Origin of the sequence: Leekyejoonella antrihumi (assembly GCF_007845645.1) — a bacterium.
Lineage (GTDB): Bacteria > Actinomycetota > Actinomycetes > Actinomycetales > Dermatophilaceae > Leekyejoonella > Leekyejoonella antrihumi.
The window spans coordinates 217,230-231,157 of record NZ_VCQV01000003.1 but is presented as its reverse complement, the minus strand read 5'-3'; the positions used below and the strand labels follow the sequence as shown (position 1 = coordinate 231,157).

Below are 13,928 nucleotides of genomic sequence, written 5' to 3'. Positions count from 1 at the left end.
CAGCAACTGAATTTGCGCCTCCCTCACTCCTTCCCGACATGTCCCAAGTGGGTCTGTCCGGGGCCTCGGAACCGGTGAACCTCCTGCGGCCAGTCGAGCGCGGTCGCGAGCTTGCCGGCCCAGTGCCGCGCCGCCGCGTCATCGGCGACGTCCACGACGGCGAAGCCGCCAAGGTGCTCCTTGGTCTCGACGTACGGCCCATCGGTGAAGACCGGCTCCCCGTCGACCTTCTCGACGCTGAACACCGCGGTTGACCGGTCGAGGCCACCGTTGGTGAAAATCAGGACACCGGCGGCCTGCATCTCCTCGATCACCGGCCGGACCGCCGCGCTCTTCTCGGCCAGCTGCTCCACCGTGTGGTCGGGCACCCACTCATCATTGAACGTGATCAGGTATTCGGTCATCGCTGTCTCCTTCTGGTCCTGGACGAGGGTCCGCCTGAACGCCTCTGCCACCGGCGGCCCGGGCGGCCGTCGCCACTGGTTCCACGAACGCCGGCGTCTCGATACGACAGCCTGCCGGATAATTGTGTCGAACGGACCCGGATGGGCGGATCGACGCGTCACGTGTCTGGGCGGCTGCTCAGCCGGCCGGTGAAGATTGGCCCTGTCTCACCCCTGGGAGGCCGCCACGGCCGGGGCAGCAGGCATGCTTGCGACATGAGTGAGGTTTCCGCGTCCACGCCGAGTGAGCCGAGCTGGTTGGTTCTGGTCTATCGAGTGCCGTCCGAGCCGACGCGGCTGCGCGCGACGGTGTGGCGGCGGCTGCGGTCGATGGGCGCCGTATACCTGCAGAACTCCGTTGCGGCGATGCCCGCCGGGAAGACGTCTGAGCATGCGCTGCGCAAGCTGCGCCGGGAGATCCTGGACATGGATGGCTCCGCGTTGCTGCTCAGTGCCGACGCGCTGGTGGGCAGCGCCGCGATCATGGCACTGTTCCAGAAGGCTCGCGACGCCGAGTACGAGGAGATCCTGGACAAGTGCAACGACTTCCACACCGGGCTGGAGAAGGAGTATGCGGAGGCGCACTTCACCTATGGCGAGCTTGAGGAGAACGAGGTCGAGCTGGTGAAGTTGCGCGGATGGATGGACAAGGTCATCGCCCGGGACACATTCCGTGCGCCGTTCCGGGAGAAGACGACGGCGGCCCTGCAGGCGTGCAGCGAAGCGCTGGAGGCCTACGCGGCACGCGTCTACGAAGAGGACGGCGACGAGGCCTGACGGGTAGGGCGGGAGCGCCGGGCGGCTTGCTCCCACCCCGCCCGATCCTGCTCAACGTTTCGGCATCAGGCGCCGAATGCTGATTGGCAGGAGCACGGTCACCAGGAGCGGCATCAGCCACCAGGCGGCCACACCGACACCGTGCGCCAGCAGATAGGTGACCGCCAGCCCGAGCACGACGGCCACGGCGACGAGCCAGTCGTCGCCAACGATGAAGTCCCACCAGAACATCCCGAATGCCTTGATTTTGCTCATGTCTCAGACTCCTTGACTAGTGGTTGCGGCGGCACCTACGGTGCGGGGGCCCTGCTCACGGCGCCGGAACACGGCGACATACCCGAGCGCGACGAGAAGCACGACAGGCACGATCACCAGCAGTGCGGCGTCGCCTCCTGGCCAGGAGGCGCCGGCGCCTTCCGCGCCCCAGAACATGCCGAACGAGGTCAGCATCGCGCCGACCACGAACTTCATGCTGTTCTCCGGCACGCGGGCCAGCGGTGCGCGCACCGCGATGCCAGAGATCGCCACGACCGCCACGGCGGCGACCGACGCGCTTGCCGCGAGCGGCATGTTGTGCTGGTTGCTGCCGAAGGTGAGCACGATGAAGACGACTTCGAGCCCCTCGAGGAGCACGCCCTTGAAGGAGAGGGTGAACGCGTACCAGTCGCCGACGAGGGGCCGCTGCTCGGAGGCGGCGGCGCGGGCTGCCGCCTCCTCGGCGGCGAACGCGGCGTCCTCGTCATGCAGGGCCTTGTTGCCGCTGGCCCGCAGGATCGCCTTGCGGAGCCAGCCGATCCCGAAGATCAGCAGCAGGCCTCCGACGACCAGCCGCAACCCGGTCAAGGGGATCATCGTGATGGCCGGACCCAGCACCGCGACGATGACGGCGAGCGTGGCGAGGGCCGCCCCCATCCCGGTCAGCGCCGAGCGCCAGTCTCGTGCGGTGCCGGCCGCCAGGATGATCGTCAGGGCCTCGACGGCCTCGACGATGCAGGCGAGAAAGACCGCTAGAAACAATGCAAGTCCCGTCATGGGATTCACTGACCTCCTTGGCTGACGGCCGCAAAGCGCGGCCGGTGTGTTATTAACAGATGTTAGATCAGATTCGGCACGAGTGATTGACTGCGATGAGGTTGTACGGGTGCCTCTGGCATCGTCGGTGGTCGGCATGCGGCCGGCCTCTGGAGGCGTGGTGCTCAGACCAGTGCGGCTCCTCCGGTGATGTCGAGGACCGCACCGGTGATCCAAGCGGATCGCTCGCCGGCGAGGAACGTGGCGGCGTCCGCAACATCGTCCGGCGTGCCCAGTCGTCGGAGCGGGTGGGCACCGGCCATGGCCTCCTGTTTCGCGGGTGGGATGCGGGATCGGAGTGATTCGGTGAGGATCGTCTCCGGCGCGAGGCAGTTGGCGCGGACCCCGAAGGGCCCTGCCTGGGCGGCGACCTGTTGGGTGAGCAGGATGACCCCCGCCTTGGCGGCGCTGTAGGGGGCGGGCGCAAGGCCGTTGGCTCGCCTGCCTGCCGAGGAACCGAGCGTGATGATGCTGCCGCGGCGGCGCTGTTTCATACCGGGCAAGAAGGCCTTCAGGGTCAGGAAGGTCGCCAGCAGGTTGCCGTCGATGACAGCACGCCAGTCGTCCTCGGTGATGCTCTCGATCGGCCCGGGGGCGATGTGGCTGCCGCCGGCGTTGGCAACCAGCACATCGACGGGTCCGACTGTCGCCTGCACCTGTTCGCGGATGTGATCGAGATCGGAGCTGCGGGTGACATCGCCTGTCACGGCGATGGCAGTGCCGCCGCCGCGCTGGATGCCGGCAGCGACCGCCGAGGTCGCCGCTGCGTCACGACCGTGCACGGCTACCGCGGCGCCGTGCTGCGCAAGGTCGGCAGCGATGACTGCGCCGATGCCGCGTGAGCTTCCGGTGACCAGGGCCACGCGGCCGGCGAGGTCACCGGTCGGTATGGCGCTCATCGATGCCACCGCGAAAGCACCGGCGGGTGGGGATCGAACATCGGGCTCTCCTCGACCATCAGGCAAGCCGGTACAGGGCGGGCATGGCGATCAGGTGGTTGTCGCGCAGGTTGGCGCGCACGTAGGTATGGAATGTCCTCTTGCTGAACTGGCGCGCCGCCAGCGTGGGCAGGCCGGTGTCCCAGCGGGCGTGATTGACCAGGACGTAGTCGCACGGGCCCGTCGGGGCCAGCAGCGCCGAGTTGGTCAGGCCGGTCTGCGCGATGTACCAGGCGGCCAGGTGCTCCCACACGTTGATCGCGGCCTCGGTGTCCAGTCGGCCGTCCGCTGAGGCAAAGTAGTTGAACAGGAACAGTCCGTCCCGGGTGTGGTCGACGGGAGCCAGCAGGCGGGCGCACCGGGCGGCCATGACATGGACGTTGCTGCTCGCGCCACGCAGGGCGCCGTCGAGGGCGGTGAACGCCGGGTCGCTGCGCACCGACGCCAAGGTGTCGGACGAGACGGTCTGCACGAGTACGGCGACGTCGAATCGGGCCGGTCGGGTGAGGCGCCCGCCGACGGGCGGGATCAGCACCGCGCGGAATACGGTCGCCTGCCTTACCTCCGGCCGCTTCCGCAGCTCGTCGGCCAGGCCGATCAGGCGGGCAAGCAGGGCCGTACGTCCGGATTCCCGACGCACGATGGGCCCATGAGCGGGAGGCGCCACAGACGCTCCGAGATGCAGCCAACCCGTCCCTGGCGGGGGTTCGAATGAGGGCGGATTGTACTTCGGGCCGGGGTTGATCATGGCATCTTTCATACAAGAACGTTAGATACCTAATCCTTTGATGTCAATTGTTTTGACGGCGAACGGTTTGCTATGCTGACGCGGTGCCCGCACCCAAGACCCCACCGCTGGGACTGCACCTGGCCGCTACTGCCAAGTCCGTGCGCCGCGCGTTCGACGACGCCCTCGCCGGTGCCGGCGGGTCGTTGCCCGTCTGGCTGATCCTCATCTCGATCAAGCGGGGCGACCCGGGTAATCAGCGGGATCTTGCCGCCGCGGTCGGGATCACCGGAGCCACCTTGACGCACCATCTCAACGCGATGGAAGCCGACGGGTTGCTGGTCCGCCGCCGCGACCCGAGCAACAGGCGCATTCAGCGCGTCGAACTGACCGAGGCCGGTGAGAACACGTTCCACCGCCTCCGTGGCACCGCCACCGCGTTCGACAAACGACTGCGCGCCGGTCTGACCGCGCAGGAGCTGGATGTACTCGCCGACCTACTGAAGCGGCTGCAGGCAAACGTGTGATTCGATCCGGCGCGGGTCGCCCGAGCCGCGCTACGTCTCGAGTTGGTGACGCGTAGGTCCCGTGGTCCATCCGGGCGGGAGGTCTGCGGTGAGGGCATGGCGAACGAATCGGGCCACGGCCGGAGACCGCATGCCACCGGCGTTCCACTGCAATGTGAACGGGACGTCCAGCTGCGGTGTGACAGGTCGGATCACGGTGTCGGGGTGGCCAGGGATCAGCGACTCGATGAGCATGATCCAGTCGACCTCGGGCTGGTCCTGCCAGCGGTTCGCCGCCAGCTCTGTCATGGCCAGCGGTACCTCTGACGGGCTGATGCCGGCGGTGGCCAGTGCCTGCCGCTGCGCGAGCGCCCAAGCGGGGAAGAGGGATTCGGCGGTCGTGCCGAGACGATCATCGGCCAGGTCGGCCAGCCGCACCGCTTCGTGGTCGGCGAGTCGGTGGTCGCGGCGTAGCCCCACGAGCAGCGGCTGGGAGCAGAGCAACTCGGTGGTCAGCCCGTCGGACTGCTTGAGGAGCCCGCAGGTGATGGCCACGTCGACGGTGCCCTCGACGACGGCGTGGAGCAGCGCGGGCAGCCACAGCTGGGTGAACGCGACCACGATGCCTGGGTTCGCATCGGAGAAGCCGTCCGTCAGGGCTGGGGCGAGGACCGGGGCGACGGGCGGGGTCATCCCCACCCGCACGGTTCCTTCGTCCCCGTGGGCGATCCGCGAGACCGCATAGGATGCGGCGGCGACGTCGGCGAGGATCCTGGTGGAGAGCTTCAGCAGCTCCGCGCCCGCCTCGGTCAGGACAGCACGCCTGGTCGTGCGGATGAACAGCGGCGTGCCGAGCTCGCGTTCCAGGCGACGGATGAGGTCGCTGAGGGTCGGCTGGCCGATGGTCAGCTTCTCGGCCGCGCGGCTGAAGTGCAGCTCGGTGGCGACCACGACGAACGCCTCAAGTTGACGCAACTCCACTCCCCGAACCTACCGTCGCGGCGGCATACCAGGACGCCGATTCATCGATCCACCCGATGAACGCGTTCCCGGTTTCGCCCTTTTTCGCCCATCCGGTGCGCTGCATGATCGAAACAGGCAGAACCATCGAGGCGAGGGCGACCATGAAACGCACTGCGAAGATCCCGCTGAACTTCTTCGGTATCCCGTTCGGTCTGGCCGGGTTGGGAGAGGCCTGGTCCGTGTTGGCCGACTTCCACCACGCTCCCGCCGCGATCGGCGAGGTGATCCTGCTCGTCGCCGCGGCGGCCTGGGTGATCGTAGGTGCGGCCTACCTGGCCTACCTCGGCACGGCGAAGTCGACCCTGGCCGCCTTCACCGCCGACCTGCTCGACCCGTCGGCGGGGCCGTTGGCCTCGCTCGCGCTGATCACCCCCATGCTCCTTGCCGCGCTCGGTCTCTACCCCCACGCCCCCGGCACCGGCCGGGTGATCACCGACCTGTTCCTGATCCTCACGGTCCTGCTCGGCGCCTGGTTCACCGGTCAGTGGATCTACTACCCGCTCGATCTCGACCGCATCCACCCCGGCTACTTCCTGCCAACCGTCGCGGGCGGCCTCATCGCCGCCGACGGCGCCGCGATCGTCGGCCAGCACCGTCTCGCCGAGGCGATGTTCGGGCTCGGCGTTCTCTGTTGGATCGTCCTGGGGTCGCTTATTCTGGGCCGCCTGTTGTTCCGGCCGATGCTGCCCGCGGCCCTGCAGCCGACGCTGGCCATCGAGGTAGCGCCCGCGGCCGTCGCCGGCCTGGCCTGGTTCGACATCCAGGGTCACCGGCTCGACGTCGTCATGGCCTTGCTCGCCGGCTACGGCCTGCTCATGGTGCTCGCGCAGCTGCGTCTCCTGCCCGTATACAGACGACTCACCTTCACGTCCGGGACCTGGTCCTTCACGTTCAGCTGGGCGGCCGTCGACGCCATCGGCATCGTGTGGCTGCAAAGCACCCAACCGGTCGGCTATCGCATCTGGCAGTACCTATTGATTGCGGCCGTCACCGTGCTCATCGGCGGCATCGGCGCGCGCACCGTGCGCGCGATCCTCCGTGGGCAGCTGTTGCCCGCCCAGCCGAGCACGCCTGCAACGCCGCCAGTCCGCGCACTCCCGCACACGCCGAGCACGACAGACGCACGATGACCGACCCCATGGAAGGACCCCCGATGTCCCACTCGGCAGCCGACGAGTCATCCGTCGTCACCAAGCACAGTGCTCGCTCCGTCGGCGACACGGTGTCGCTGCTCACCGAACTCATCAAGGCCAAGGGAATGCGGCTGTTTGCCACCATCGACCAGTCCGCCGAGGCCCGGCGGGTCGGACTCGAGCTGCGCGAGACCGTGCTCGTGATCTTCGGCGACCCAGGCATGGGCACGGCCGTGATGGCCGACGCCCCGCTCGCCGCCCTGGACCTGCCGCTGAAGACCCTGATCTGGGCGGACGGCGACCGGACCGGCATCACCTACACGGTGCCGGCCGAGATCGCGCGACGCTACGGCCTCACCCCGGATCTGACGGCCAAGCTGGCAGGCATCGAGGCCCTCACCGATGCGCTGAGCTCAGCCGTCGCAAGTGGACGGTGACCGCTGTGCGCGCCCTGTGCCGAGAATCACCTGTCGGATCCGGTGAACGCCACACGAAGACGATTGCGGCATCATACGATTCGGGCACCGGCGAGCACGCCGCACGATCCGAATCGCCGAGAGACCACCGTCATGCGTCGCCTTGCCCAACCCTCGCCGTCACAGTCGTCGCCGCCAGCCTGACAGGCACCGTGGCGTTGCCCGCGGACGCCGCCACGCCGACCCTGAAGTTCGGCAGGTTCTACGCCGATCAGCCAGGACCGGACATGCCCTACACGACGACGCGGCTCAACCGGGAGTACGTCCAGGTCAAGAACGTCTCGAAGAAGACGATCAGCCTGTCGACCTATCTCGTCCACGACCGTGGGAGCAAGCACACCTACCGCTTCCCGAAGACGTTCCGGCTGACGGCCGGCAAGATGGTGACCGTCCACAGCTGACCTCTCACCCTGGCGACCGCACGGCCGGGCGCGGTGCTTCGAACGATGATCGGTTGTAGGGTCCGTGTCAGGCCTTCAGGGCGCGGAGGCTGAACATGATCGGGAGCGGCTGGCCGGTGTACCGCCAGCGCATCAGGCCGTCACCCTCGCGGGTGGCGAGTCCTCGAGGACCGTCGGTCTCCACGGCGAGGTGCTCGCCGAGCTGGTCGATCGTCAGACCGGCCGCGATCGCCGCGGTGACGACCTCGGCGAGGGAGTGGCCGTACTCCGTCGTGGAGTTGTGCTCGGTGGTGGCGTCGATCGCTGCGTAGGAGCCGGCCTGGTCGTCGAATCGTTGTGGCCCGTCCGCCGCATAGGGGAAGTCGAAGACCAGCGGGTCCACCGAGTCGGCCATCAGAAAGAGCGGATGCATGTCGATCAGCGCGAGCCGGCCACCGGGTCTCAGCACCCCCGCGGCTTGGCGCATCCACTGGTCCAGGTCGTCGATCCAGCACAGCACCCCGCGGCTCGCGTAACAGACATCGAAGCACCCCCGCAGGTCGCGAGGCAGGTCCAGAGCGTCGGCGACGTGGAATTGCGCGCGGTCGGCGAGTCCGGCGCTCTGGGCGAGCGCGGTTGCCTTGTCGATCGCGACCGGCGAGAAGTCGACGCCGACCACCCGGCACGCCCCGGCTCGCAGCCAGGACAGCGTGTCCATGCCGGTGTGGCACTGCAGGTGGATCACGTCCTGACCGGTGACCTCCCCAGTGGTCTCGTGGTCGATTGCGTAGAGCGTGGAGTGGCCGGTCAGGAACGCCGACGTGTCGTAGACCGGGTCGTCGCCGTGCAGCCTCGCACGCTCGTCCCACCACCGCAGGTTCTCCGTCATACCCCCCATTCTTCCCAGGATGACACCCTCCGCGTCCAGCAGTTCGGTCGGCAGCACGTCGCAATGACTGTGCCACTGCGTGGGTGCGCGCCGTTGACAGCTCATGCCAGGCCCAGTCGTCGTCGCGCGGTCTCACCTGGTCCAGTCGATGGCATCGAACTGGGTTCGCAGTCGGGCTCCCCGGTCCCGGTCATGCTGAGCGACCCAGGCGATCCGGCCCTGCAGATACTGTTCAAAAGCCGTCCGATTCTGGCGGTTCTGGGTGCTGGGTCCGTGGCGGATGCAGTTGTGGAGCGTCGCACGCAGCACGTCCACCTCCGCCCTGGACACGTGCGGCCGGTCGTTGACCACGAGGCCGCCGAGGACCTGGCGACCGGCCTGAGGCAGGACGCCGGTCTTGCGCGCATTCAGTCGGAAGCCCTCGGTTCGGGCGATCTCCGCAACGATGCCAAGAATGCGGTCGGCCGCCGGCCCCCAGCCGCGATCACCGGACATCGCGATGTCGTCGGCATAGCGGGTGTACTGACCCCCCCAGGAGAGCGCCAATGCGTCGAGCCGAATGTCCATCCGGTAGGCGGCCAGGTTGGCAAGCGCCGGGGAGGTCGGGGCTCCTTGCGGCAGGTGCGGCGCGGCTAACCGCCGGCCCAAGCGCCAATGCGCGTCGAGCAGAACGGGATCGGTTGGCCGTGGGATCTTGCGCCAAGCGCTCAGGGGAAGGACCGTCGTCATTAGACCCGCGAGACAGTGAGCGACGGGCTCGGGGTAGCCGGCGGTACGCAGCACCCCGTATACACGTCCCACGGTCACGCTGGCGAAGAAGCCCTCGAGATCGGACCGGATCACGACTGCCCGGCCGGCGTGCGGAGCGGCGTAGGAGCCGACCGAGCGACCTACCCGAAAACCGTGGGTGGCTTCGTGCGGTGGAATCCGCCCCACGATCTCCTGAAGGAGCTGCCGTTGGATCGCCTTGAGGTGACGTTTGGGCGCCTCCAGGACGCGGATCGCTCCGCTCGGCGCGGTCCGACTGCTGATGCGGTAGTGCTGCAGCGGCACTTGCTGCGCGGTGCGTGACCAGTGCCGCGGGTCGGAGAACCAGGCCAGCTCCGGCTGACTCAGCCCCAGCAGAGACCCGACCTCGGCCAGATCGTGCAGCACGACCAGGCGCCACGGATTGCTGACCATGCGCACCGGGGCCAAGGGGTGAGCCATCGGCCGTGCCCGTCCGGCCTGCGCGGCGGCCGGACGGGTCGAGATGATTGCGGCCAGCTCGCGTGGTCGGTCCAGCGGCGGCCGCGGGTACAGCGCCAGGACCTGCCGGGTCAGCGCGGGCATCCAGCGCACCCGCCGGCCCAGCACGACTGCGCCGCCGTCCACCAGCCCGGGGCGCGTCCATTCCGCCGCCAGGAAGCCGCCCGCCAGGGCCCGCGCGAGATCGGCCCGCATGCGCCCTAGGAGGCCTCGGTGTGCGGCAGCGCTGTTCGACCTGTCCTGTCGTGCGCGCGACTTCCTGCCGCGAAGCGCAGCCGCTCGCGCGCGGTGCAGTGCCCGGACGTACCGGTAACCCCCGGGGTAACCCCGGAGAGGTGAACCGACGCTGCGCGCCGGTCACCCGTCTCGAAACCACGCTGCCGCACAGCCACACAGTAATCGAGACCGCAGGCCCACCGCAGTGACTGCGCCGCGCTCCCGTACCGGTTGCACCGGACCGGTGAGTAGCGCCGGTGACACATGTGGACGTGGTCGCGAGGCCGCATCGGAGTCGTTCACCCTGGATAGGCTGCAAGGGTGCTGGAACTTGTGCTGCCGAATGTGGCCCGTCGCGCGGCCTGGCAGGAGTCGCATCGCGAATGGGGGCCCGGGCAGCACGAGGACGGGTTTGGGGTGGGGCCGAACGACGAGGTGGACAGCGTCGAGGGTTTTGGAGCCTGGGTCGACTGGCTGCATTCGCGGCCAGGTCACCTGTGGTGGATCGTCGATGAGGACGCCGTCCTTGGTGGCATCGTGCTACGAGCGCACACCGACGACTGGGTGCAACGCGTGGGTCACATCGGCTATGGCATCCGGCCATCGGCTCGCGGGCGAGGAGTCGCGACCTGGGCGCTGGATCAGGTGCTGAAACGAGCCGGGAACCTTGGCTTGGCGCAGGTCCTTCTTGTATGCCGCGATGAGAACCTCGCATCGCGCAAGACGATCGAGCGCTGCGGCGGCGTGCTCGAGCAGATCGTCGATGACGGACGCGGCCTCGCCCGGCGGTACTGGATCAACCTCACCGACCGACGCTCGGTGGACGTCGCGTGGGAAAACCCGTGACGCGCTGAACAGCCCGCGGTACATGTTTATTGCGCTTGCTGCAGCCGGCCAGCGTCCCTGGCCTACAGTGCGGGACTGTGGTTGATGCGATATTCGGTGACCCACGATTGGCTGCGCTCTACGACGTCTTCGACGGCGCCCGCGACGACCTCGATCCATACGCGGCCATCGTCAGTGAGCTCGGCGCGGCCTCGGTGCTGGACCTGGGATGCGGCACGGGCTCCTTTGCGTTGCTGTTGGCTGAGCGTGGCGTCGAGGTGACCGGCATCGACCCGGCCGGCGCTTCCTTGGACGTGGCACGAGGCAAGCCCGGCGCCGAACGGGTGAACTGGGTCCAGTGCGACCACAGCTGCCTGCCGACCGTGCAGGTCGACGTTGCCGTCATGACCGGCAACGTCGCGCAGGTCTTCCTCACCGACGACGCCTGGTCGGCCACCCTGACAAGTCTTCGCGGAGTGCTTCGCGTGGGTGGCCATCTTGTCTTTGAAACCCGGCGCCCGGATTTTCGGGCGTGGGAGCGCTGGCAGAACGACTCCGATGAGGCAACCATGCAGATCCCGGGCACCGGCACGGTGGCGCACCGCAGAACCGTGACTCGGGTCGACCTTCCACTGGTTTCCTTCCAGCACAGTTACACGTTCCCGGACCGCAGTGAGGTCTCCTCGGAGTCGACGCTGCGCTTTCGTTCCCGAGAAGAGATCGACGCGAGCTTGACCGATGCCGGTTTCGTCACGGTCGACGTGCGACAGGCTCCCGACCGTCCAGGCGCAGAGTATGTATTCCTCGCTCAACGTCGCCAGTAGAGGCTCGCCATCGGCTTGACGACCGTCTCGCTCTGACGTGTTGCGAGTGGTTCGTTGTCGCGAAGCACGAGTGCTGCGGCTGAATCGCAGGTAGGGTCCCCGAACATGGACATGCTGATGGGAGAGCGGATCGCCGAGGCCAACCTGATCGACTGGCGCAAGCCGGCTCAGGGGCTACCTGCCCGCTACCTGGTCGATGACTTCGGCGCCGGCGCACGGTTCGTCGCCGCGGTGGGCGAGGCAGGTGACACCCTCGGCCATCACCCGCGCGTGTCGATCGGCAAGGGGCACGTCGACCTCAAACTGGTCACCGACGACGCCATCTACCGCGACAGCGAGGGCACCGAACACGTCCTCGAATGGGTCACCCAGCAGGACGGCGATAAGGGAGTCATCTGCGTCGACGTGTCCGCTGCGACGAGGGATTGAATGGCGACCCAGGACCCGGGCTCTACGACGATCCAGGCGCTGACCCCGGATACGTGGGACCTCTTCGCGGCGCTGGTCGTGCGTGACTGCGCGGACGGCCAGGAGGCGATCGCCTGGGCGGAGTACGGCACCCCGGCCGAGCTGCCCGACATCCACCACCGCAAGCAGTATCTCGCGGAGCAGGACCTCACCCCCGACTACCGGATCACCTGCATCTTCGTCGACAAACGGTTCCGCCAGCACGGTCTGGTGGCCATCGCCCTGCAGGGTGCGCTCGACCTGATCGCGCAAGCGGGCGGCGGCATCGTCGAGGGCTACCCCCACATCCCGGGAGAGCGACGACTGTCATCGTCGTTCCTCTACAACGGCACGAAGGCCGTCTACGAGCGCGCCGGCTTCGACTTCATCCGGCCCAAGGGCCTGAAGAACACGGTGATGCGCCGGCGCGTGGCCCCGTCGCGTTAGCTACCGGAACCCCAACGGCTTCAACCTACTTCCGGAATGTGTCGCAGCGCCGTCGCCCCACCCCTGCGGAACGGGGGCCGACCTGTCTGACGATCGGGCCAGGTCTGGGGCAATCGCCACAGGTTGCCGCTCGGTGGACGTATGGCGCGCCGGCCGAGAGATGCGTGACCGGGCCAGTTGGTCGTCGCGCAATGGCCACCGCTGTCCACGGCGTCAGGCACTGAGTTCGTTGCGCGCTCGAGGACACCGAATCTCGTTACGGCGCGGCGGGACGGGCGGACAGCGTGGTCCGGTTGGGGCGATGCGAATCGCGGCGTGTGGTGAGATTCTTTGGTGATGGCAGGGCATCTTCAGCCGGGTGTGATCGGGTCCGGAGACGGGCCACAGTGGGAGCACGACAGCCTACTCTCCCAATGGCGCGAGGCTGGCGTCGAACCGGGCATGAACGTGATCGTTCACTCGGCACTGTCGAGCATCGGTCGGGTCCAGGGCGGGGCGGAGACTGTCGTGCGCAGCTTGCGCACCGCGGTCGGGCCTGACGGCACATTGGTGGCTCCGGCGTTCACCCCGCAGGTCACCGACCCGCACCCGTCGATCCGTGCCGTCCCGGAGGAGAAGGTGCGGACCCTGCGCGAGCAGGTGCCGCTGTTCACTCCGGGGTTGCCCTCACCGATGGGAGCAGTCGCCGAGGCGATACGGCTCACGCCCGGGTCCGTGCGCAGCCGGCACCCGCAGGCCTCGGTCGCGGCACTGGGTGCCCGCGCCGGTGACATCGTGGCCGGGCAGCCGTTGAACTTCGCGTTGGGCCGCCGCTCTCCGTTCGATCGGTTGCTGCAGTTGGGAGGCTGGATCCTGTTGGTGGGGGTCGGGCACAACCGCAACAGCTTCTTGCATCACGCCGAGTCGTTGATTGAGCGGCCACGCCTGAAACTGCGCCGGTTCCCGGTGATGGTCGACGGCGAACGCATCTGGTGGGAGACCCTCGACGTCGGCGACGACAACGACACGCACTTCCCGGTGGTCGGACGCGACTACGAACGCCACGCGGGCATCCATCCGGTCCAGGTCGGCGGTGCACGAACTGTCTTGCTCCCCGCCAAGGACCTCGTGTCCTTCGCCGGCCACCGCCTCGCCGAGCTCATCGATCACGACTTGTAGATGGCCTGATATGGAGTGGGCTGGACTGGTTTGCGCGCCGAGCAAAGGTTCTAGCAGTTGCTGAAACATGGGCTGAGCCCGGACCGCGGATTTGTCGCAGGAGGCTGGCGCGCGCGGGCATCATGCCGCATAGGCCCTCTTTGGCCATGCGGAATGCTGCCAGGCCGACCATCTTGTCCTCCACGAATGCGTTGCTGTCGCTTCTCGAGCGGCGGGACGCGCCCATGTCACCGGGTACGTGGGCGAAAAGCTTCAGCACTTCCAGGTGGCTACCTTCATCACCTTGCGAGATGGACTCATCGCCGAAATGTCCGAAGTCTGGGCAGACGTTGACGCTCAGGCCCCCGAGGGCACGCGACCCACCTGACACACGCGCAACACTCGACGCACCGAGTGCCGC

Annotated in this window: 18 protein-coding genes; 10 read left to right on the top strand and 8 right to left on the bottom strand. The window is 67.9% G+C overall.

The window, feature by feature from the left end; genetic code table 11:
• Positions 1 to 23: 23 nt before the first annotated feature.
• Positions 24 to 404 carry a YciI family protein gene (locus FGL98_RS03715; RefSeq protein WP_146315317.1) on the bottom strand — a complete coding sequence of 127 codons (381 nt, stop codon included), beginning with the start codon at positions 402 to 404 and terminating at the stop codon, positions 24 to 26.
• A gap of 255 nt (positions 405 to 659) precedes the next feature.
• On the opposite strand from FGL98_RS03715, the gene FGL98_RS03710 reads away from it, so the two are divergent.
• The gene (locus tag FGL98_RS03710; RefSeq protein ID WP_146315315.1) at positions 660 to 1,220 is read left to right on the top strand and encodes a Chromate resistance protein ChrB; all 561 of its coding nucleotides are present in this window, start codon (positions 660 to 662) and stop codon (positions 1,218 to 1,220) included.
• A 51-nt stretch (positions 1,221 to 1,271) separates the two neighbouring features.
• Here the strand turns inward: FGL98_RS03710 and FGL98_RS03705 are convergent, their stop codons facing one another.
• The 4 genes from FGL98_RS03705 to FGL98_RS03690 form a co-directional block, all read right to left on the bottom strand.
• Positions 1,272 to 1,475, bottom strand: a complete 204-nt coding sequence (locus FGL98_RS03705; protein ID WP_146315314.1) for a hypothetical protein — start codon at positions 1,473 to 1,475, stop codon at positions 1,272 to 1,274.
• A gap of 3 nt (positions 1,476 to 1,478) precedes the next feature.
• The gene (locus tag FGL98_RS03700) at positions 1,479 to 2,252 is read right to left on the bottom strand and encodes a COG4280 domain-containing protein (protein ID WP_146315313.1); all 774 of its coding nucleotides are present in this window, start codon (positions 2,250 to 2,252) and stop codon (positions 1,479 to 1,481) included.
• A gap of 164 nt (positions 2,253 to 2,416) precedes the next feature.
• Positions 2,417 to 3,190: an SDR family NAD(P)-dependent oxidoreductase gene (locus tag FGL98_RS03695; protein ID WP_146315311.1), complete on the bottom strand. Its 774-nt coding sequence runs from the start codon at positions 3,188 to 3,190 to the stop codon at positions 2,417 to 2,419.
• Positions 3,191 to 3,248: 58 nt separating this feature from the next.
• On the bottom strand, positions 3,249 to 3,869 hold the full coding sequence (locus tag FGL98_RS03690; protein WP_146315310.1) for a hypothetical protein: 621 nt from the start codon (positions 3,867 to 3,869) through the stop codon (positions 3,249 to 3,251).
• 191 nt (positions 3,870 to 4,060) lie between these two features.
• On the opposite strand from FGL98_RS03690, the gene FGL98_RS03685 reads away from it, so the two are divergent.
• On the top strand, positions 4,061 to 4,483 hold the full coding sequence (locus tag FGL98_RS03685) for a MarR family winged helix-turn-helix transcriptional regulator (RefSeq protein WP_146315308.1): 423 nt from the start codon (positions 4,061 to 4,063) through the stop codon (positions 4,481 to 4,483).
• 30 nt (positions 4,484 to 4,513) lie between these two features.
• On the opposite strand, the gene FGL98_RS03680 is transcribed toward FGL98_RS03685, so the two are convergent.
• Positions 4,514 to 5,443 carry a LysR family transcriptional regulator gene (locus tag FGL98_RS03680; RefSeq protein ID WP_146315306.1) on the bottom strand — a complete coding sequence of 310 codons (930 nt, stop codon included), beginning with the start codon at positions 5,441 to 5,443 and terminating at the stop codon, positions 4,514 to 4,516.
• Between the two features lie 143 nt (positions 5,444 to 5,586).
• Between FGL98_RS03680 and FGL98_RS03675 the strand changes: the two genes are divergently transcribed.
• The 3 genes from FGL98_RS03675 to FGL98_RS03665 all read left to right on the top strand — a co-directional run bounded on the left by FGL98_RS03675 (position 5,587) and on the right by FGL98_RS03665 (position 7,495).
• Positions 5,587 to 6,615 (top strand): SLAC1 family transporter, encoded by a 1,029-nt coding sequence (locus tag FGL98_RS03675; protein ID WP_146315304.1) that lies wholly within the window; start codon positions 5,587 to 5,589, stop codon positions 6,613 to 6,615.
• A gap of 23 nt (positions 6,616 to 6,638) precedes the next feature.
• On the top strand, positions 6,639 to 7,055 hold the full coding sequence (locus FGL98_RS03670) for a DUF302 domain-containing protein (RefSeq protein ID WP_186525959.1): 417 nt from the start codon (positions 6,639 to 6,641) through the stop codon (positions 7,053 to 7,055).
• Positions 7,056 to 7,246: 191 nt separating this feature from the next.
• Positions 7,247 to 7,495 (top strand): lamin tail domain-containing protein, encoded by a 249-nt coding sequence (locus FGL98_RS03665; protein WP_146315300.1) that lies wholly within the window; start codon positions 7,247 to 7,249, stop codon positions 7,493 to 7,495.
• Between the two features lie 67 nt (positions 7,496 to 7,562).
• On the opposite strand, the gene FGL98_RS03660 is transcribed toward FGL98_RS03665, so the two are convergent.
• Positions 7,563 to 8,363 (bottom strand): class I SAM-dependent methyltransferase, encoded by an 801-nt coding sequence (locus FGL98_RS03660; RefSeq protein ID WP_186525958.1) that lies wholly within the window; start codon positions 8,361 to 8,363, stop codon positions 7,563 to 7,565.
• 132 nt (positions 8,364 to 8,495) lie between these two features.
• Positions 8,496 to 9,806: a reverse transcriptase family protein gene (locus tag FGL98_RS03655; RefSeq protein WP_146315296.1), complete on the bottom strand. Its 1,311-nt coding sequence runs from the start codon at positions 9,804 to 9,806 to the stop codon at positions 8,496 to 8,498.
• 342 nt (positions 9,807 to 10,148) lie between these two features.
• On the opposite strand from FGL98_RS03655, the gene FGL98_RS03650 reads away from it, so the two are divergent.
• The 5 genes from FGL98_RS03650 (at position 10,149) to FGL98_RS03630 (ending at position 13,528) form a co-directional block, all read left to right on the top strand.
• The gene (locus tag FGL98_RS03650; protein ID WP_146315294.1) at positions 10,149 to 10,673 is read left to right on the top strand and encodes a GNAT family N-acetyltransferase; all 525 of its coding nucleotides are present in this window, start codon (positions 10,149 to 10,151) and stop codon (positions 10,671 to 10,673) included.
• Positions 10,674 to 10,750: 77 nt separating this feature from the next.
• On the top strand, positions 10,751 to 11,476 hold the full coding sequence (locus FGL98_RS03645; RefSeq protein WP_146315292.1) for a class I SAM-dependent methyltransferase: 726 nt from the start codon (positions 10,751 to 10,753) through the stop codon (positions 11,474 to 11,476).
• 105 nt (positions 11,477 to 11,581) lie between these two features.
• Positions 11,582 to 11,905: a 4a-hydroxytetrahydrobiopterin dehydratase gene (locus FGL98_RS03640; RefSeq protein WP_246136353.1), complete on the top strand. Its 324-nt coding sequence runs from the start codon at positions 11,582 to 11,584 to the stop codon at positions 11,903 to 11,905.
• A complete protein-coding gene (locus tag FGL98_RS03635) occupies positions 11,906 to 12,370 on the top strand; it encodes a GNAT family N-acetyltransferase (RefSeq protein ID WP_146315291.1) in 465 nt (154 codons plus the stop codon).
• A 336-nt stretch (positions 12,371 to 12,706) separates the two neighbouring features.
• Complete coding sequence (locus FGL98_RS03630; RefSeq protein WP_146315290.1) at positions 12,707 to 13,528, top strand: AAC(3) family N-acetyltransferase; 822 nt, start codon at positions 12,707 to 12,709, stop codon at positions 13,526 to 13,528.
• The last annotated feature ends 400 nt before the right edge of the window (positions 13,529 to 13,928 follow it).